16 protein-coding genes are annotated in these 19,107 nt (G+C 64.1%); 10 read left to right on the plus strand and 6 right to left on the minus strand.

Translation table 11 applies throughout. The features are described 5' to 3' along the window. Positions 1–109: 109 nt before the first annotated feature. The 3 genes from ACVOK8_RS11865 to ACVOK8_RS11875 form a co-directional block, all read right to left on the minus strand. The gene (locus tag ACVOK8_RS11865) at positions 110–421 is read right to left on the minus strand and encodes an H-NS histone family protein (protein ID WP_481566979.1); all 312 of its coding nucleotides are present in this window, start codon (positions 419–421) and stop codon (positions 110–112) included. A 399-nt stretch (positions 422–820) separates the two neighbouring features. Further along, complete coding sequence (locus tag ACVOK8_RS11870; RefSeq protein ID WP_481566980.1) at positions 821–1,561, minus strand: GntR family transcriptional regulator; 741 nt, start codon at positions 1,559–1,561, stop codon at positions 821–823. A gap of 16 nt (positions 1,562–1,577) precedes the next feature. Beyond that, the gene (locus tag ACVOK8_RS11875) at positions 1,578–2,822 is read right to left on the minus strand and encodes an acetyl-CoA hydrolase/transferase family protein (RefSeq protein WP_481566981.1); all 1,245 of its coding nucleotides are present in this window, start codon (positions 2,820–2,822) and stop codon (positions 1,578–1,580) included. Between the two features lie 134 nt (positions 2,823–2,956). Between ACVOK8_RS11875 and ACVOK8_RS11880 the strand changes: the two genes are divergently transcribed. Genes ACVOK8_RS11880 through ACVOK8_RS11900 form a run of 5 tightly spaced genes read left to right on the plus strand, consistent with a single transcriptional unit; the run spans position 2,957 to position 9,749 of the window. Beyond that, positions 2,957–4,315: an MmgE/PrpD family protein gene (locus ACVOK8_RS11880; protein WP_481566982.1), complete on the plus strand. Its 1,359-nt coding sequence runs from the start codon at positions 2,957–2,959 to the stop codon at positions 4,313–4,315. Next, positions 4,315–5,706 carry an MmgE/PrpD family protein gene (locus ACVOK8_RS11885; RefSeq protein WP_481566983.1) on the plus strand — a complete coding sequence of 464 codons (1,392 nt, stop codon included), beginning with the start codon at positions 4,315–4,317 and terminating at the stop codon, positions 5,704–5,706. The genes ACVOK8_RS11880 and ACVOK8_RS11885 overlap by 1 nt, the downstream gene beginning before the upstream one ends. After that, positions 5,703–7,100 carry a phenylacetate--CoA ligase family protein gene (locus tag ACVOK8_RS11890; protein WP_481566984.1) on the plus strand — a complete coding sequence of 466 codons (1,398 nt, stop codon included), beginning with the start codon at positions 5,703–5,705 and terminating at the stop codon, positions 7,098–7,100. The genes ACVOK8_RS11885 and ACVOK8_RS11890 overlap by 4 nt, the downstream gene beginning before the upstream one ends. 10 nt (positions 7,101–7,110) lie before the next feature. Next, positions 7,111–8,508 (plus strand): amidase, encoded by a 1,398-nt coding sequence (locus ACVOK8_RS11895; RefSeq protein WP_481566985.1) that lies wholly within the window; start codon positions 7,111–7,113, stop codon positions 8,506–8,508. Further along, a complete protein-coding gene (locus tag ACVOK8_RS11900; RefSeq protein ID WP_481566986.1) occupies positions 8,505–9,749 on the plus strand; it encodes a CaiB/BaiF CoA transferase family protein in 1,245 nt (414 codons plus the stop codon). Before ACVOK8_RS11895 ends, ACVOK8_RS11900 begins: the two co-directional genes overlap by 4 nt. 413 nt (positions 9,750–10,162) lie before the next feature. On the opposite strand, the gene trmL is transcribed toward ACVOK8_RS11900, so the two are convergent. Both trmL and ACVOK8_RS11910 read right to left on the minus strand, forming a co-directional pair. Further along, complete coding sequence (gene trmL, locus ACVOK8_RS11905; RefSeq protein ID WP_481512403.1) at positions 10,163–10,642, minus strand: tRNA (uridine(34)/cytosine(34)/5-carboxymethylaminomethyluridine(34)-2'-O)-methyltransferase TrmL; 480 nt, start codon at positions 10,640–10,642, stop codon at positions 10,163–10,165. A 37-nt stretch (positions 10,643–10,679) separates the two neighbouring features. Continuing rightward, on the minus strand, positions 10,680–11,084 hold the full coding sequence (locus ACVOK8_RS11910; RefSeq protein WP_481553608.1) for a hypothetical protein: 405 nt from the start codon (positions 11,082–11,084) through the stop codon (positions 10,680–10,682). A 351-nt stretch (positions 11,085–11,435) separates the two neighbouring features. Here ACVOK8_RS11910 and ACVOK8_RS11915 point away from each other — a divergent pair, with 351 nt between their 5' ends. The 5 genes from ACVOK8_RS11915 (at position 11,436) to ACVOK8_RS11935 (ending at position 18,373) form a co-directional block, all read left to right on the plus strand. Beyond that, a complete protein-coding gene (locus ACVOK8_RS11915; protein WP_481566987.1) occupies positions 11,436–14,291 on the plus strand; it encodes a M16 family metallopeptidase in 2,856 nt (951 codons plus the stop codon). Between the two features lie 251 nt (positions 14,292–14,542). Beyond that, the gene (locus ACVOK8_RS11920) at positions 14,543–14,860 is read left to right on the plus strand and encodes a DUF4156 domain-containing protein (RefSeq protein ID WP_481566988.1); all 318 of its coding nucleotides are present in this window, start codon (positions 14,543–14,545) and stop codon (positions 14,858–14,860) included. Between the two features lie 121 nt (positions 14,861–14,981). After that, on the plus strand, positions 14,982–15,998 hold the full coding sequence (locus ACVOK8_RS11925) for a 3-oxoacyl-ACP synthase III (protein ID WP_296252970.1): 1,017 nt from the start codon (positions 14,982–14,984) through the stop codon (positions 15,996–15,998). Positions 15,999–16,238: 240 nt separating this feature from the next. After that, entirely contained in the window at positions 16,239–17,132 is an 894-nt protein-coding gene (locus tag ACVOK8_RS11930) for an alpha/beta fold hydrolase (protein ID WP_481566989.1), read from the plus strand. Between the two features lie 551 nt (positions 17,133–17,683). After that, positions 17,684–18,373, plus strand: a complete 690-nt coding sequence (locus ACVOK8_RS11935) for a phospholipase D-like domain-containing protein (protein ID WP_481566990.1) — start codon at positions 17,684–17,686, stop codon at positions 18,371–18,373. A gap of 240 nt (positions 18,374–18,613) precedes the next feature. On the opposite strand, the gene ACVOK8_RS11940 is transcribed toward ACVOK8_RS11935, so the two are convergent. After that, positions 18,614–19,045 carry a YkgJ family cysteine cluster protein gene (locus ACVOK8_RS11940; RefSeq protein ID WP_481566991.1) on the minus strand — a complete coding sequence of 144 codons (432 nt, stop codon included), beginning with the start codon at positions 19,043–19,045 and terminating at the stop codon, positions 18,614–18,616. Between the last annotated feature and the right edge of the window lie 62 nt (positions 19,046–19,107).

Consider the following 19,107-nt stretch of genomic DNA (forward strand, 5'->3'; position numbering starts at 1 on the left):
ACTATTTAAACCCACTGGGGGGGGGCGGCCCTCCGCCCAAAAAACCCGGGGCGGCGGGGGGGGGTACCGTCCCCAACCCCCACGCGCACCCCGGTTTTGCCGTTCTGACTCAGCCGGGCTTGAACAGCTTGCGCTTGCCGGTGAGTACCTTTTCCTTCGGGGTGAGCTTGGCCACGCCGGGGATCAGGAAGTCGGTGGCGGTCTGCCCGAAGCGGATCTTGGAGGCCAGCCAGAGCGGCATCTTGCCGCGGCCGGTCCAGGTGTTCCAGCGGTTCTCGGGGTCGCGGTACTTCGGTTTGACCTTCGGCCCCTTACGCTTGGCTGGCTTGCTCTTGGCTGCGACGGTATCTGCGCCGGGACCGAACAGTTCCTCGATCGTATAGCCGGTCTGCTTGGCCAATGCGGTGAGTTTGCGCCTCACCTTTTCTGCAGGTTGACGTTGGGTGAGCGCTTTGTGCCTGTCCTGTGCGGCGCGGATGAGAGTGTTCAGCTCTCGAAGATCAAGAGGGGTAAGGTCGATACTCATGGCGTAAGCGTCAGTTTTTGGCTGCGGGGTGTCAAGCCGAAGCCGTGGGTTGCCGGCGTTGTCAGCGCAGTCGTCGAGGTCCGGAACGCCGCCGAAGGGGGCGGGGCTGGCCGGCCCGCCGGGTATGTAGCCCTGCTGAGCGTAGCGCGCCCGCAGCTATTGGCGGTCTTTCTGAAATACACCGGATGCCGGCTCCCCTGGGCTGCCTAAATGGTGGCGACGGCGCACAAAAAACCCGATGGCAGCGCTCTGGCATCGGGTTTCGGCTGACGCAAAACGCAGGCTTGGCATCAATCAGCGGTGATTGCGCGAAAGCACCATCGAGTATGCAAACCGGCCCGGCGGATGCAGGCTGACCGCGATCAGGATCAGGCGGTCATTGGCATCGCGATAGCGGCGCTGCACGCGCATCGCCGGTTCGCTCTTCTTGATGTCCAGCAGCTTGGCGTCGGCTGCATCAAAGGAAGCCGCGTCGAATACCTGTTCTACTCGCGACAGCTTGGTCGGGTCGAGGAACTTGGCCAGTGCACGCGCAGCGCCGGTCACATCCAGCAATTTCTCGGTGGGTACGCCGGTGCGCACCGGGATCAGCATTTCGGTGACGGCGATCGGTTCGCGGGTCTGTTCTTCCAGGCGCAGGCAGTGCAGGCGCAGGTATTCCTTGCCTTCGTGGATGTCCAGGCGCTGCGCCATCGCATGGTCGGCCAGCTTGCGCTCGGCCTCCAGCACCTGCAGGCGGGTGCTGTTGCCGTACTGCATCAGCAGGTCGACTGTGTCGATCTCGTGTTCGTAGCGCATCGCCGAGTTCTGCGCGATCACCCGCGTGCCAGCGCCGGGGCGGCGCTGCACCAGGCCGGCGCTGATCAACTGCGCCAAGGCCGCGCGTGCGGTGTGGCGGCTGACGCTGAAACGCTCACATAGCTCCAGTTCGGTGGGTAGCAAGGTACCAACGGCGTACTCGCCCTTCTCGATTGCCGCCTGCAGTAGGTCGCCCAGTTCGGCATAGCGGGGCTTGCTGCGTCGCGTACCAGTCATATGTACAGATCCTTGTTCAAAGTCTGAGCGAGAGTTCCTGCCAGCTGCGCTGCAGGGGTTCACGGTGTTCGGGTGCGGCGATGGCGATCAGGGCCTGGGCCCGTGCATGGACGTCGAGGTGGCGTAGATCGGCTACGCCATGTTCGCTGACGATGCAGTCGGCATCTACGCGGGCAAGGCTTACGGGACCGGTGGGTAGCATCGGCACGATCCTGCTTTCGCCCTTCGGGGTACTGGCAGGGAGTGCAATGATGCCGCGACCAGCGGTCGATTGGCGAGCGCCTTGCAGGAAATCAGGCAGGCCGCCCACACCACTCAGTTGGCGTCCAGACAGGAACTCGCCGTTCACCTGGCCCAGCAGATCCACCGACAACGCGCTGTTGATGGCGGTCAGGCGCGGGATACCGGCCAGTACGTTGTGGTCGTGGGTATGGCCGACCTCGCGGAAACTGATGCTGCGCGGGGCGATGTCATACAGCGCCTGTGTACCCAGCGCGACGCCAGCCACCACGGCATCCGGTGCTGCCGACAGTGCGCCGGATTCGAGCAGGCCAAGCAGCCCGTCGGAGACCATGCCGCTGTGGATGCGCAGGTTGCGCCGCTCGCGTACCGCGCGCAGCACCGCCGATTGCAGGCGGCCCAGGCCGAGCTGCAGTGTCGCGCCATCCTCCACCAGGGTGGCAACCTGTGCCGCAACCGCATCCATTGCGGCATCGGCAGGCGGGTCGGGAATGGCCAGCAACGGCGCATCCTGCTCGATGGCGGCGGTGATCCGCGACAGCGGGATCGACGACCCACGCGTACGCGGCATGCGCGGGTTGATATGCGCGAGGATGCGGGTCGCGCGGGGCCAGGCCGCCGGGGTGAAGTCGCAGGCGATGCCCAGCGAACAGTTGCCGTCCTCGTCCGGCGGCGCCACCTGCACCAGCACGGTGTCGAAGGCCACCCCTTCGCGCAGCCAACGCCAGGTGGCGGTATAGGTCATCGGCAGGTAGTCGACGCGGCCCGCCAGCCACGAACTGCGCAGATCACTGCTCAGGAAGATCGTGCGCTGGCGTGCCTGCGGGTGCAGTCCGGCAAAATCGAAGGTGTTGACGGTGGGGATGTGCACGCCGGTGAAGCGCAGCCCGCCGCAGTGTTCGGCGCCACTGCGCAGCCAGTGTTCGAACAGCAGGGAATGGCCGGCACAGCCGGGCGCGAAGACGTCGGGTCCTTGCCCGAGGTAGTCGAAGAAAGTGTCGGCATCCAGAATTCGGGGCATGGGGCTGATTGCGGCGTTCGGGAGACGGATCATATGATATGTCCGGACAAAGTCGGTTATGCTCTTTTCACGCGGTTGCTGTTCCCACCACCCAAACCCGCTGTTGCGGGCCTGCACCGAGACCTCATCGCGCGATGACCACGCCTGTTGCCAGCCTTACCGAACAGCTCGCCCAGCGCCTGCAACGGCCGGTGGATGCCGCCGCCCGTGAGCGTGCCGCCTTGCTGTTGGTCGATTGGCTGGGCTGCGCCCTGGCTGCGTTGCGCTATCCGATTGCCGCCCAGCTGCAGTCGGTGGTGCAGGCGCAGGCTGGCGGCAATGTGGTGGCCCTGGGCGCTGGCCGCCGCAGTGCAGCCGACGCGCTGCTGCTCAATGCCGCGCTCGGTAATGTGCTGGAAATGGACGATGTGCACCGCGCTGCCATCCTGCATCCCGGCCCGGTCGTCATCCCGGTCGCGCTGGCTGCAGCACAGGCTGAAGGCGCGGATGCGACGGCGCTGCTCGATGCGATCGTGCGCGGCTACGAAGCGACCATCCGTATCGGCCGTGCGCTGGGCAAGGCGCATTACCGCTATTGGCATCCCACCTCGACTGCTGGCGCGTTTGGCGCGGCGGCTGCGGCTGCATCGGTGCTGCGCCTGCCAATCGAATCACTGGCCGACGCGCTGGGCAATGCCGGCAGCCGAACTGGCGGGCTATGGCAGATGCGCCACGAGCCGGTGCCGACCAAGTCATTGCACAACGCCGAAGCCGCACGCAGTGGCTGGCTGGCGGCGCAGTTGGCGCTGGCGGGCATGCGTGGGCCGCGCAGGATACTGGAAGGCGAGCAGGGTCTGTTTGCCGCCACCGCGCCGGATGCCGTGCCGGAACTGGTGGTTGCCGATGAGGACGATTGGCTGATCCACAGCACCAGCCTGAAGCCGTGGCCGGCCTGCCGCCATGCACATCCGGCAATCGATGCGATGCTGGAAGCGATGGTGCAGCTTGATGCTGCTGACGTCACGCAGATTGAACGCATCGAAGTACGCACCTATGCCGAGGCCCTGCGCTTCTGCGATCGCGCGCAGCCGCAGACCGAGTTGGAGGCCAAGTTCAGCCTGCAGCACGCGCTGGCCTCGATCCTGGTCAACGGCCGGCCGCAGCTTGAGCACTACACCAGCGAAGCCTGCAGCGATGGCGAGCTGGCGCCGTGGCGGCAGCGTATCGCGCTGATCGAGGATGCGTCCTGCAGCCAGCGTTTCCCAACGTACTACGGCGCCAACGTGCAGCTGTGTCTGGCCGATGGCCGCAGCGTGCAGGCCGAGCGCATCGATGCCTGGGGCGATCCGGAATGCCCGATGTCGGCCGACGACGTGCTGGCCAAGGCGCTGGCTTTGGCGCAATGGGGTGGCGTATCCGCAGGCTTGGCGCAACCCCTCTTTGGGCAGGTGCAGGCGCTGGCCAATGGCGGCAGTCTGGACGCCTTGAACGCCATGTTGGCGCGGGTGGCCTGATGCGATTGACTGAAGCGCTGTTGCAGCATGCAAGCACGCTGCGTTTTGAAGACCTTTCCGCCGAGGCGGTCGCGGTTACGAAGGTGTTCGTGATGGATTCGGCGGCCGTGGGGCTTTCTGGCTCCGGCCCGCAGGTACCGCTGACCCAGACGGTGCGGCGCAGCACCACCAGCTACGGCAGCGGCAATGCCGCACGAGTCTGGGTGACTGGCGAAACGTTGCCTGCAGCCAGCGCCGCGATGGTCAACGGCTACCAGATCCACAGCCAGGAATTTGACTGTGTGCATATGCCGGCGGTGGTGCATCCGCTGGCGGTGATTCAATCGGCCTTGATTGCCGCCGCTGAGCAGCGCGCAAACGTCGACGGCGTGGCGGTCGATGGCAAGGCATTGATCGCGGCGCTCAATGTTGCGGTCGATGTAGCTACCTTGATTGGCATCAGTGGCCGCGCGCCGATGCGCTTCTTCCGCCCTTCGATGTGTGGCGCACTCGGTGCAGCTGCAGGCATTGCCCATCTGCATGGTGCCGACGAAGAGCTGCTACGTCGCGCGCTCGGCCTGACTTACAGCCATCTGTCCGGCACCATGCAGGCACATGTGGAAGGTTCGCCGACGCTGGCCTTGCAGGTCGCGTTGAACGCGCGCGCAGCCTTGAGCTGCTGGGAGCTGGCGCACAATGGCTTCCCGGCGCCGCGTGAGATGCTGGAAGGGCCGTTCGGCTATCTGCCGCTGATCGAGGGCGAATTCGACGTCGGACCGTCGCTGCAGAAACTGGCCGCGCGCGAGGCGCAGGTGCTCACCGTAAGCCACAAGGTGTTCCCGACCGGCGGCGCCGCGCATGCCGCACAGGACATGCTGATGGAGCTGCGCCAGCAGCACGGTCTGAATCTGGACAACGTCGCCAGCATTGAACTGCAGGCGCCGCCGCTGGTGCGCCGCTTGGTCGGGCGCAGCTATCAGCCCGCAATGGAAACCAGCTACGCACGGCTGTGCCTGCCGTTCCTGCTGGGTACCGTGCTGCTCGATGGCAAGGTCGGCTTGTCCGCCTATGCGCCGGACAAGCTCGCCGATGCGCAGCTGGCCGCGTTCGCCAATCGGGTCAGTCTGGTGCCGAACGACTGCGACGATCCCAATGCGCTGGTGCCGCAATCGATGACGGTCACCCTGGGTGACGGCCGCGTGCTGCACAACCATCGCGATGCCGCCATCGGCTCGCCGCAACGGCCGCTGTCGCGCGCCCAGCAGCTTGAAAAGTTCCACCACTGCCTTGACCACGCCGCGCGTCCCTTCGACGCCGGCCACCGTGCTGCCCTGATCTCCCACTTCGACCATCTGCAGGACATCGACGATGTCAGGCAGCTGGTCGACCTGCTGATTGTCGAGACCCCATGACCTACGCCACCTATTTCGAATCCTTCGATGTCAAGGAGCTGCTCAAGCAGTTCCCGCTGGACCAGGCCTTCACCGACAAGTTCAAGAACATCAGCCGCGAGGAACTGCGCGCCGAGCAGAACGCAATGTTCCTGCGTTGCGTGGCCCGCGCCTGGCAGATTCCGTTCTATCAGCGCCTGTGGGGCAATGCCGGAATCACCCCGGGCGACATCCAGAGCCTGGACGACATCAGCAAGCTGCCGGTGTTCGGCAAGCACGAAATCATGGCCTCGGTCGAAGCCAATCCGCCGCTGGGCGATTTCCACGGATGGCAGGACGGCACCGAGGCTGGCAACAAGCCGCTGGTATTCCACACCACCTCCGGCACCACCGGTCGCCCGCAGCCGCTGGTGTTCTCACCGCATTCGCGCGAAGTGCAGAGCCTGCTGCTGGCGCGTCTCTATCGCTGGCAGGGCATGCAGCCCGGCGACGTGGTGCACTCGGTGTACGGCCACGGCATGATCAACGGCGGCCACTACGTGCGTGAGGCGGTGACGCATTACACGCAGGCACTGTTCTGTTCGGCCGGCACCGGCATCGAGATGCGTTCGGCGCAGCAGGTGCAGCTGATGAAGAACATGGGCGCCAACGTGATTGTTGGCTTTGCCGACTACATCAAGAAGCTGGCCGACGTGGCCCGCGAGAATGGCCTGGTGCCGGGCAAGGACATCCCGGTACGGATGATCTGCGGCCACTTGGGGCGCGAATCGCGCGAGTCGCTGTCGGCAGCCTGGGGCGGGGTCGAACTGTACGACTGGTATGGCGTGGGCGATACCGGCGCGATTGCCGGGCAGGGCCCGGACCAGGATGGCCTGTACCTGATGGAAGACGCGCAGTACGTCGAAATCCTCGACGTGGACAGCGGTGAACTGGTGGCCGATGGTGACACCGGCGACATGGTGGTCACCTGCCTGTACAAGGACGACATCTACCCGATCATCCGCTTCAATACCCATGACGTGACCCGTGTGCTGACCACGCCGTCACCGCTGGGCATGAACCTGCGCCGCATCGAAGGTTTCCTTGGCCGCAGCGACAACATGGTCAAGATCCGCGGCATCAATGTGTTTCCGCAGGCGATGGCACCGGTGTTGGAAGAACATGCATCGTTCGCCGGTGAGTTCATCTGCGTCGCCAGCCGCGACGAAGGTGGTCGCGATGACCTAGCTGTGCACGTGGAAACCCGTGGCGCGCTGGATGACGCGCAGCTGGCAGCGGAGTTCGCTGCGTTGCTGCGCCAGCGCCTCGGTGTTGAAATGAGCATCGTGCTGGCCGCCCCGGGCGCGCTGGCGGCATTGACCGGTATCGAGGTACGGCAGAAGCCGGTGCGCCTGATCGATAAACGTTTCGCTTGAGGAAGACCGCGTGAGCAAGGCCGATGCGCAGTTGTTGAGCATGGACATGACGGCGCAGGCAGCCTTGCTGGCGGCCGGCGATATCAGCTGCACGCAGCTGATCGAGCAGCAGCTGGCGGCCATTGCCGCCAGCCAGGTGCAGATCAACAGCTATATCCACATCGATGCGGAAGGCGCGTTGGCTGCGGCCGTGCAATCCCAGCAACGTCGCCAGCGTGGTTTGGCTCGCCCTTTGGAAGGCCTGTCGATCGCGGTCAAGGACAATATCGACGTCGCCGGCATGGTCACTACTGCCGGCATGGAAACCCGCCGTCATAGCGCGGCGGCCAGCACCGACAATCCGGCCGTGGCCGCATTGCGTGCAGCCGGCGCGGTGATTGTCGGCAAGCTCAACATGCACGAAGCGGCGATGGGCGCCGACAACGACAATCCGTTCTACGGCGCCTGCCACAACCCGCACAGGCACGGCTACACACCAGGCGGTTCCAGCGGTGGCAGTGGCGCAGCGGTAGCGGCGGGTTTGTGCGCAGCGGCGCTGGGCACCGACACCATGGGCTCGGTGCGCATCCCGGCCAGCTATTGCGGTGTGGTCGGGCTCAAACCGAGCTGGGGGGCAATCAGTACACGCGGCACAGTGGCCCTGTGCAGGCGGCTGGATCACATCGGCCCGTTGACGCGTTCGGCGCGCGACCTGCGCCTGTTGCTGCAGCTCATGTCCGGTTTCGATCCGGACTGCGCGCAATCACGTTTCGTTCAATACCTGCCCGCTGACAGGTCGGCGCTGCGCATCGGTGTGGTCGATCTGTTTGATGCCGCCGAGATCGCGCCCGATGTACAGACGGCGTTCGAGGATGGCCTGCGCGTGCTGGTCGGATTGGGCCATCAGCTGAAACCGCTGCCGGCACCGGCATTTGCGTCGGCACGTGCACGCCGCGCTGGTTTGTTGATGAGCGAAGCCGAACTGCTGGTCGAACACGCCGATGCCTGGGCCGGTGACCGCAGCAGGTTCTCGCCGTTGTTGAGCAAGATGATGTCCTGGGCGGAAGGGCGCAGCGCGGCCGAGTTTGCCGCTGCCTCACAGCTGGCTGATCGTGGCCAGGTGCAACTGCAGCAGTGGCTGGCGCGTTGCGACGTGCTGGTGATGCCGACTGCGCCGCAGCGTGCATTCCCGTTCGGTACGCCAGCTCCCGCCAGTCAGGCCGACCTGACCGCGTACGCGAACCTTGCTGGCAATCCAGCCTTGTCGGTACCGCTGCCGGTAGCGGCGGGCGAGTTGCCGGCAGGCATGCAGCTGATCGGCAATATAGGCGACGAACTCACGCTGATCGCGCTGGCAGAGGCCTTCCAGCAAGCCATTGGCTGGCAGCCCGTGCTGCCGCAGGCCTGCAGGACATGGTGGCCGAAATGAAGCTGCTCGATGGTGTTCGTGTTCTCGACCTGTCGCGCATCCTTGCCGGCCCTTGGGCCACGCAGGTGCTGGCCGATTTCGGTGCGGATGTGATCAAGATCGAGCGTCCCGGTGTGGGGGACGACACCCGCAGCTGGGGCCCGCCGTTTCTACAGGACGTTGAAGGGAATGACAGCAGTGAATCTGCGTATTACCTGTGCGCCAACCGGGGCAAACGTTCGGTCGCGATTGATTTCACCACCGACGAAGGCCAATTGCTGCTGCGCGAGCTGGTCGTGCGTTGCGATGTGCTGGTGGAGAACTACAAGGTCGGCGGCCTGAAGAAGTACGGGCTGGATTTCGCCAGCCTGCAGGCCATCAACCCGAAGCTGGTGTATTGCTCGATCACCGGCTACGGCCAGGATGGTCCTTATGCGCAGCGTGCTGGCTACGATGCGGCGATCCAGGCAATTGGCGGACTGATGAGCGTCACCGGCGAACCGGACGGTACGGCCGGTGCCGGCCCGCAGAAAGTAGGTGTGGCCGCGACCGATCTGATGACCGGCATGTATGCGGCCACTGCAATTCTGGCTGCGTTGCGTCATGCCGAACGCAGCGGCGTTGGTCAGCAGATTGATCTGGCGCTGCTGGATACCCAGGTCGCATGGCTGGCCAATCAGGCCTCCAACTATCTGATCGGCGGTGTGGTGCCGACCCGGCAGGGCACTGCGCATCCGAACATCGTGCCGTATCAGGTGATGTCGGCGGCCGATGGCTATTTCATGCTGGCGGTGGGCAATGACGGCCAGTTCGCACGCCTGTGCGAGGTGATCGGGGAGCCTGAGCTGGCGCGTGATCCGCGCTATTCCAGCAACAACGCACGGGTTGCGAACCGTGAGCTACTGGTGCCGCAGCTGCAGCAGGTGCTGAGCACGCGGCCGGCGGCCGAATGGTTGGCGGCGCTGGAGAAAGCGGTGGTACCGGCCAATCCGGTCAACCGCATCGATCAGGTGTTTGCCGATCCGCAGGTGCAGGCGCGTGGACTACGGATTGAATTGCCCCACGCCGGCGGTGGCAATGTGGCGATGGTGCGTAATCCGTTGAAGTTTTCGGCAACGCCCTTGCGCTATGAGCAGGCGGCGCCGGTGTTGGGGCAGCATACGGCTGAGGTGTTGGTAGAGGTGCTTGCCCTCGATGGTGAGCGGCTGCGTGAGTTGCGTGAGTCGGGTGTGGTTGGGCTTGCTGCGGAAGCTAAAAGCTAAAAGCTAAAAGCTAAAAGCTTTACCCCTCCCCAACCCTTCCCTTGGCTGCGCCAAAGGGAGGGAGCAGAGCGGTTCGCGGCGTCCCGACAGATTGCAGGCATGCTGCCCCTCCCTTTGGCGCAGCCAAGGGGAGGGTTGGGGAGGGGTGCTCTTGGCGATGGATCTTCAGCCAACGCATTGCCAGCTTCGCGGCTGACGCCGCTCCTACAAAAGCAGTCATGGTTCTGCAGCAGCGTTGGTAGTGCCGAGCCATGCTCGGCAGGGGCATTGCCGGTGCGCCATCAACGCTGTGGGAGCGGCATGAGCCGCGAAGCTGACAGCACCGGAATCACCGGCATGCCAGCAATCGGACAGATCCATGGCTTCGCGGCTGACGCCGCTCCCACAAAAATACAAAAGCAGATCGGCGCCAATCACGCCCCGCCAGGAAACCCCTGCTGCCGCCACGCCTCATACACCACCACGGCGACCGAGTTGGACAGGTTCAGGCTGCGGTTGTTGGGCTGCATCGGCAGGCGCAGGCGGTGGCCGTCGGGTAGCGAGTCAAGCAGATCCTGCGGCAGGCCGCGGGTTTCCGGGCCGAACAGGAAGGCATCACCATCGGCGAACTGCACGCTGTCATAGCGGACGCTGGAGCGGGTACTCAATGCAAACAAACGCTTCGGGGCGATGCGCGCCAAGGCGGTTTCCAGGTCCGGGTGGACCTGCATCTGTGCGTACTCGTGATAGTCCAGGCCGGCGCGCTTTAGCTGCTTGTCACTGAGGTCGAAACCCAAAGGCTCGATCAGGTGCAGCCGCGCGCCGGTGTTGGCGCAGAGCCGGATCACATTGCCGGTGTTCGGCGGGATCTCGGGCTGGTAAAGCACTACATCGAAAACAGGGGCAGAAGTCATCGGCGCAGTTTACGCCGGGTGTTGCGTCATGGCTGGCTTAGTTGGAAACCATGCCCTGCGCGACGACCTTGCCGATGGCTTCAGCAGCAGCTTCTGCAGCCATGGACTGCACCAGCTCCACGTCCGGGCGGACGGTGATGGCCGGCAGCGAGACCATCCAGTTGCCGGCACGGGTGCCGATGGCGACCGGGCTGGCGGAGGCAAGCTGGCTGGCGGTCTGTTCGGCCATCAGCTCGACGATCTGGCCGACGGTGGGGCGGACTTGCACGGCTGCCAGGGTCGGGATGTTGCTGCTGGCTTCGTGCTGGGCCTGCACCAGCTGATCAGCCGAAGGGCGAACCTGCACGGTGTCCAAAGTGACGATATCCGAAGCCTGGACCGAAGAAACAAAGCCGGTGCTGGCGACGAGGGCGATGGCAAGGGCGAGAGACTTGGCGTTCATGGCGGGACCTGTTTGGTGTGTGTGGGCAGTGGTGTGGTAGTAAGGTAGTACAGTGAATTTCGTAGTGCAAGAACTTTCTTTACTTTTTTTGATTTGTTCAGCATTCAGTCATTTATCGTCTGAAGTGATCTGGCTGCGATTAATAGGCAGCAGGATGCGTGCCAATCGCATCTGATTGATAAATAAAAGATTGTTGTTTATTGGAAGTGTCCGCTGTCCGGACACTCGCCGCGCCCGCAGCGACCGGACGGACACCGGTACAGCTGCTTCGTACCCATGACGCATGGCGTATGCCGTTGTGACGGCGCCCGGTTAGGATCAGCGTTCACCTTCATACCCAAGGGAAATGGAATGAACGCAGCTATGCCCCGTACCGCCTTGTTGACCCTGGCCCTGAGCGCCGCCCTCGGCGGATTTGTTGGCATGCCGCTGGTCGCGGAGGCCAAGCCGGCCGCCGCCGCTGCGTCGGTGGACATTCCGTATGAAGAGTTCACGCTGCCCAACGGCCTGCGCGTGGTGGTGCACACCGACCGCAAGGCACCGATCGTTGCGGTGAACATCTGGTACCACGTTGGTGCCAAGGACGAACCGGCCGGCCGCACCGGCTTCGCGCATCTGTTTGAACACTTGATGTTCCAGCGCAGCGAAAACCACGACGGCGAGTTCTTTGAACCCTTCAAGCAGGTCGGTGCCACCGACCAGAACGGCACCACCAATACCGACCGCACCAACTATTTCCAGAACGTGCCGACCACCGCGTTGGACATGGCGCTGTGGATGGAGTCGGACCGCATGGGTCATCTGGTCGGCGCCATCGATCAGGCCGCCTTGGATGAGCAGCGCGGCGTGGTGCAGAACGAAAAGCGCCAGGGCGAGAACCAGCCTTATGGCCAGGTCTGGGACAAGCTGACCCGCGCCATGTACCCGGCGGGTCACCCGTACCACCACGGCGTGATCGGCTCGATGAACGATCTCAACGCCGCCTCGCTGGACGACGTAAAGACCTGGTTCCAGACCTGGTACGGCCCGAACAATGCGGTGCTGGTGCTGGCCGGTGACATCGACGTGGCCACCGCCAAGGAAAAGGCCGCCAAATTCTTCGGCGACATCCCGGCTGGCCCGACCATGGCGCAGCCAGCGGTGAACGTTGCGCAGCGCGCAGCCACCACCCGCGAAGTGATGACCGACAAGGTGCCGCAGGCGCGCATCTACCGTGCCTGGAACGTGGCCCAGGTTGGCACCACCGATATTGATCAGCTCGACCTGTTCTCCTACGTGCTGGGCGGCGCCAAGTCCTCGCGTCTGGATCAGCGCCTGCTGCACAAGGACAAACTGGTCGACAACATCAGCGCGATGACCGATGCCTCGCAGCTCGGCTCCAACTTCCTGATCATGGCCACGGTCAAGCAGGGCGTGGACCCGGCCAAGGTCGAGGCGGCCATCGACGAAGAACTGAAGCGTCTGATCGCCGAAGGCCCGACCGCCGATGAGCTGGAGCGCGCCAAGGTGCAGTCACGCGCCGGTTTCGTGCGTGGCATCGAACGTATTGGTGGCTTCGGCGGCAAGGCCGACGCACTCGCACAGTGCGCCGTCTATGAAGGCAACCCGGGTTGCTTCCGCACCTCGCTGGCCAATGTGGACGCTGCTACCGCTGCAGACGTCAAGGCAGCCGGTGCCAAGTGGCTGGGCGTGGGCGACCACACCCTGGTGGTCGAGCCGGGCGAGCGCGTTGCCTTGGCCGAGCTGCCGTCGGTCAAGCCAGCGCCGTTCAACGTGCCGGCCGTGGACAGCAAGTACACCACCCTGCCGAGCCAGGTCGACCGCAGCGCCGGCGTGCCCAAGACCACCAGCTTCCCGGAACTGAAGTTCCCGCAGCTGCAGCGCGCCACGTTGAAGAACGGCACCCAGGTGGTGCTGGCTGAGCGCCATGATGTTCCGGTGGTGCAGTTCAGCTATGAGTTCCCGGGTGGCTTCACCGCCGACCGTGGCCGCAAGCCGGGCACCGCCAACTTCACCATGGGCATGCTGGACGAAGGCGCTGGCCAGCTCGGCTCGCTGGCCTTCGCCGATGCGGTGGAAAGCCTGGGTGCCAGCGTCAATGCCGGTGCGTCGTTGGACGGTTCCAGCGTGTACCTGTCGGCACTGAAGGAAAACCTCGCACCGTCGCTGGCGTTGTACGCCGACGTGGTGCGTGCACCGCGCTTCGAGCAGAGCGAGATCGACCGCATCAAGGCCACCTGGATTGCTGGCATCCAGCAGGAGAAGGCGCAGCCGAACGCGGTGGCGATGCGCGTGCTGCCGCCGCTGCTGTACGGCGCTGGCCACCCGTATGCGATTCCGTTCACCGGCAGCGGCAATGAAGCGGCCATCCGGTCGCTGACCCGCGACGACCTGACCTCCTTCCACAAGCAGTGGATTCGTCCGGAAGGCGCCACCCTGATCGTGGTCGGCGACACCACCTTGAAGGACCTCGTGCCCTTGCTGGAGCGCAGCTTCGGTGACTGGAAGGGCGAGGGCGCACGGCCGAAGGTGGAAGCCCTGACCAATGTTGATCGCCCGCAGGCAGCACGGGTGTTCCTGATCGACCAGCCGGGCGCGGTGCAGGCCAACCTGTTCGCCGGTCAAGTGGCGCCGTCAACGATGGACCCGGGCACCACCCGCTTCGACATTGCCAATGGCGTGCTGGGTGGCGACTTCACCTCGCGCCTGAACATGAACCTGCGTGAGGACAAGCATTGGTCCTATGGCGCGCGTTCGTCGGCCTCCAATGCACTGGGCCAGCGCCCGTGGATGGCGGTTGCACCGGTACAGATCGACAAGACCGGTGAAGCGATGAAGGAAATGAACGCCGAGATCAGCCAGTTCGCCAGCGGCCAGCGTCCGCCGACGGAGGCGGAGGTCAACCGCATCCGCAACATCCAGACGCTGAGCCTGCCGGGTGCCTATGAAACCGCATCGGCGGTGATGAGCACCATCGGTGGCATCGTGCGTTATGGCCGCCCGGACGATTATGTGTTCAAGCGCAAGGCCGAGATCGAAGCGATGACCCCGGCGCAGGTTGCCGAGGCCGCCAAGACCCTGGATCCGTCCAAGCTGACCTGGGTGGTGGTAGGCGACCTGAAGCAGACCGAAGCCCCCGTGCGCGCCCTGAAGCTGGGCGAAGTGACCGTGATCGACGCCGACGGCAAGCCGGTGGAGAAGAAGTAAGCGCTAGGGCGGAGCCCACCGCTTGTGCTTAAAGCCCCTCTCCCGTTTACGGGAGAGTTCAGCCCACCGCTTCAGCTTAAGCCCCTCTCCCGCCTGCGGGAGAGGGGTTGGGGTGAGGGCAGCTTTCCGCTGGCAAAGCCCCTTGCCGAGCATGGCTCGGCACTACAGGACGACGTCTCCCAATCCATGGGATCACCATCTGTTCATCCATTCCCGGCACAATCCCTGCTGATCTTCACAAGGAATAGTCCATGCGCGTTCTGCTTCTGTCCGCCCTGATCGCCAGCACCGCCGCCTGCACCTGGGTGCCGATTGAATCCAGCGGCAAGGCCGTACGCGTCCTGCCCGCCGGTCCGGTTGCGCCGGGCTGCGTAGCCAAGGGCGAGATCGTGGTGTCGGTAAAGAGCAAGGTTGGCTTCTACAACCGCAACCCGCTGCGCGTGCAGGAAGAACTGGAAACCCTGGCCCGCAACGAGGCCCCCAGTGCCGGCGCCAATGCCGTACAGGCCAGCGGTCTGCCGGCCGATGGCAGCCAGCGCTTTGCCGCCTTCCAGTGCCCGCCGCGCTGAGTTTCAGGCCGTCTTACGGTCCCGGCGGCTCCATACGCCGGGCCGCTGATTTGTAAAGATGCGGTAAAAAGGCGCAGGCGCTAGAATGGCGACCCCTTCGCCTGAGTCTTGGCGCTTTCTGATGCCTTTTCAAAACGTCTCGATCGCGGGACTGGCGCATATTGATGCGCCGCATACGCTGACCTCAAAGGAAATCAACGAGCGGCTCCAGCCCACGCTGGAACGCCTGGGCATTCGTGCCGACGTGCTTGGCGATATCGCCGGCATCCATGCGCGCCGCCTTTGGGACCAGGGTACACAGGCCTCGGACGCCGCCACCATGGCCGGCCGCAAGGCGCTGGAAGATGCCGGCATCACCGCCGACAAAGTTGGTCTGCTGATCAATACCTCGGTCAGCCGTGATTACCTGGAGCCGTCCACCGCTTCGATCGTGTCCGGCAACCTGGGCATCGGCGAAGCGTGCGTCACCTTCGACATCGCCAATGCCTGTCTTGCCTTCATCAATGGCATGGACATGGCGGCGCTGATGTTGGAGCGCGGCGACATCGACTATGCGTTGATCGTCGACGGCGAGACCTCCAACCTGGTCTATGAGAAGACCCTGGAGCGCATGATGTCCCCGGACATCACCGCCCAGCAGATGCGTGACGAAGTCGCCGCGCTGACCACCGGCTCCGGTGCGGCAGCAATGGTGATGGCGCGCTCGGAGCTGGTGCCGGACGCCCCGCGCTACAAGGGCGGCGTGACCCGTGCGGCCAACCAGTGGAACAAGCTGTGCGTGGGCAACCTGGACCGCATGGTCACCGACACCCGCATGCTGCTGATCGAAGGCATCAAGCTGGCCACCAAGACCTTTGAAGCCACGCGCGAAGCGCTGGGTTGGGCGGTGGAGGAGATCGACCAGTTCGTGATCCACCAGGTCAGCCAGCCGCATACCAATGCCTTCATCAAGGCCTTTGGCATCGACCCGAAGAAGGTGATGACCATCTTTGGCGAGCACGGCAACATCGGCCCGGCTTCGGTACCGATCGTGCTGAGCAAGCTGCGCCAGCTGGGCAAGCTCAAGAAGGGCGACCGTGTCGCACTGATGGGTATTGGTTCTGGCTTGAACTGCACGATGGCTGAGGTGGTCTGGTAAGTTCCGGCCTGGCCGCGAGCTTCCAGAACGCACGCTTTTCCTTCTCCCCTTGCGGGAGAAACAACGGGCCTGCCCCCGCGAAGGCGGGGGTGCCACGAGACAGTTCGGAAGAGGGGGCGCGTGCGCAGCACGCATGCGCCTGGAGTTCGAGCGGTAGTCCACGCTCCTCCGCTCCGACCAACCCTCTCCCCAACCCCTCTCCCGACGGGAGCGGGGCTTAGCAGCCGCAGGTGCAGCCCGATGAACAAACTCCCCGGTTACCCCAGCAAGACCCACCGCTTCGAAGTCCGCCCCGGCTTGTCGATGAACTACATCGATGAAGGCCCGCGCGATGGCGAGGTGGTGGTGATGCTGCACGGCAACCCGTCGTGGAGCTATCTGTGGCGCCACCTGGTCAACGGCCTGAGCGACAAATACCGCTGCATCGTGCCGGACCATATCGGCATGGGCCTGTCCGACAAGCCCGACGACAGCCGCTACGAATACACCCTGCAGTCGCGAGTGGATGATCTGGATGCGCTGCTCAAGCACCTGGGCATCACCGGTCCGGTGACCTTGGCCGTGCACGACTGGGGCGGCATGATCGGCTTCGGCTGGGCGCTGTCGCACCACGATCAGGTCAAGCGCTTGGTAATCACCAATACCGCCTCGTTCCCGTTGCCGCCGGAAAAGCCGATGCCGTGGCAGATCGCCATGGGCCGGCACTGGAAGCTGGGCGAATGGTTCATCCGTACCTTCAACGCGTTCTCCGCCGGTGCCTCATGGCTGGGCGTGAGCCGGCGCATGCCGGCGGATGTGCGTCGCGCCTATGTGTCGCCGTACAACAACTGGCACAACCGCATTTCCACCATCCGCTTCATGCAGGACATCCCGCTGTCGCCGGCCGACAAGGCATGGTCGCTGCTGGAGCGGGCGGCGCAAGCACTCCCATCGTTCGCCGATCGCCCGGTGTACATCGCCTGGGGCCTGCGTGACATCTGCTTCGATCATCACTTCCTGACCGGCTTCCGCAAGGCATTGCCGCAGGCCGAAGTGACCGAGTTCGAAGATGCCAACCACTATGTGTTGGAAGACAAGCACGAAGTGATCGTGCCGGCAGTGCGCGCCTTCCTGGAACGCAATCCGCTGGGGTGAGCCGGGGCTGGTGGCAGCGCGGGCACTTGTAGGAGCGGCGTCAGCCGCGAAGCAAGGGATAGATACGCTACGGCTACCTCTGCATCCTGCAAGCCGCTGCCTGGCGTTTCGCGCAAACCGCGCGCGATGCCTGCTTCTGCCCCCTCCCATGCGCCGAAGGCGGAGGGGAGGGTTGGGGAGGGGTGAGCTTTTGTGGCCTTTCCCATTGCACCAGCTTCGCGGCTGACGCCGCTCCTACAAAAGCCCTGAGCGCGCGCGATGCCTGCTTCTGCTCCCTCCCTTGCGCCGAAGGCGGAGGGGAGGGCTGGGGAGGGGTAGCTTTTGCGGCCGTTCTCTTTGCACCAGCTTCGCGGCCGACGCCGCTCCCACAAAAGCTCTGAGCGCGCGCGATGCCTGCTTCTGCCCCCTCCCTTTGCCGAAGGCAAGGGGAGGGCTGGGGAGGGGGGAGCTTTTGTGGCCTTTCCCATTGCACCAGCTTCGCGGCCGACGCCGCTCCTACAGGCACGCGTGGGTGTGCGAAGCTCTGTGCTTCTTTGCACAGGGAGTGAAGGATGGATTTCGACAGCCTGGACCGTCAGCTGCGTGACAGCGCGCAGGACCTCAGCTTGAGCAACGAGGAACGCTCCGCGCTACGCGAGCTGGGCGTGGAGTTGCCGCCCGACCGCCTGCGCTTCCTGCGCAATCGTGCCTTCGATATCGCCCGCGAGCAGATCAATGCCAATCCGGCTGAAGCGCTGCCGATGCTGAAGTGGGTTGAACAGGTGGTGCGCACCTTGGACGTCAACGCCGGCCCGGTCGAAACCCTGACCAGTACCTATTTCTCGCCGGGCGATGCCTGCATGCAGCGGCTGCGCGCGCTGTGCGCAGGAGCCAAGCAGACACTGGATATCTGTGTGTTCACCATTTCCGATGACCGTCTCAGTGGTGTCATCCTGGACGCGCACAAGCGCGGCGTGGTGGTGCGCATCATCAGTGACAACGACAAGGTCTACGACGATGGGAATGACATCCGTCGTCTGAATGATGCGGATATTCCGGTGCGTGTAGACCATAGCGAGTACCACATGCACCACAAGTTCGCGCTGTTCGACGGCAAGGTGCTGGCCAACGGCAGCTTCAACTGGACGCGCACTGCGACCGAACACAACGATGAGAATCTGGTGGTCAGCAATGACCGCAATCTGGTGCGCAGTTTTGCGCAGCAGTTCGAAGTGTTGTGGGGGCGTTACAAGGCGCTTTGAGGGGCGGGCTTTTGCTTCTTGCCTTTCGCTTCTGACTTTCTGCTTTTATGTCGTTGATTCATTTGCCGTCATTCCCGCGCAGGCGGGAATCGCTCTGGCTCTTGCTTCGGCTTCTGCCTTGGCTTTGCACAGAGCAACGGCGAAAAGCCAAAGCCAAAGCCAAAGCGATTCCCGCCTGCGCGGGAATGACGGCATGAAAACCACCACAACAGCCCAAAGCCCAAAACTACCCCACAACCCTCAAGCCGCGATCGGCGTATTCGGCGGCGAAGCCGGGCTGTTGCCATTGTCGTCCGGATGATCGTCATCATTGTCGGCATCGTCGCGCCAGCGCCAATCGGCCAGAGTCAGAGGCTCCATGCCGTGGGCGATGCGCGCGCGGTCACACTGCGAGCTGGCCTTGCCGTATTCCCAGGAGGCGTCCACCTCGCGGCATACGCTGGGCCGGTTCGGATGGATGGTGCAGCGTGAGTACACGCCGATCTCCGAGTCCAGGGCCACGCAGCGGATCGGGTCCGAGTAGGTGCCCTGCATGCACAACCGGTGCGGATCCAGACGCTGGGTCAGCTGGTGCGGCACGCCGCCTTCGGTGACTTCGTCCGATTCCATCCAGTGGAAGGCAACACGGTATTGGGTGCAGCAGGCGCCGCAGGTCAGGCAGGGATGGGGCATGGGAGACCGGCCTTGGCGGCAGGAATGGGACAAAAGGAAGGTGGGAAATTTTCCACGGTGAC

This window comes from Stenotrophomonas sp. STEN083, from assembly GCF_056759195.1.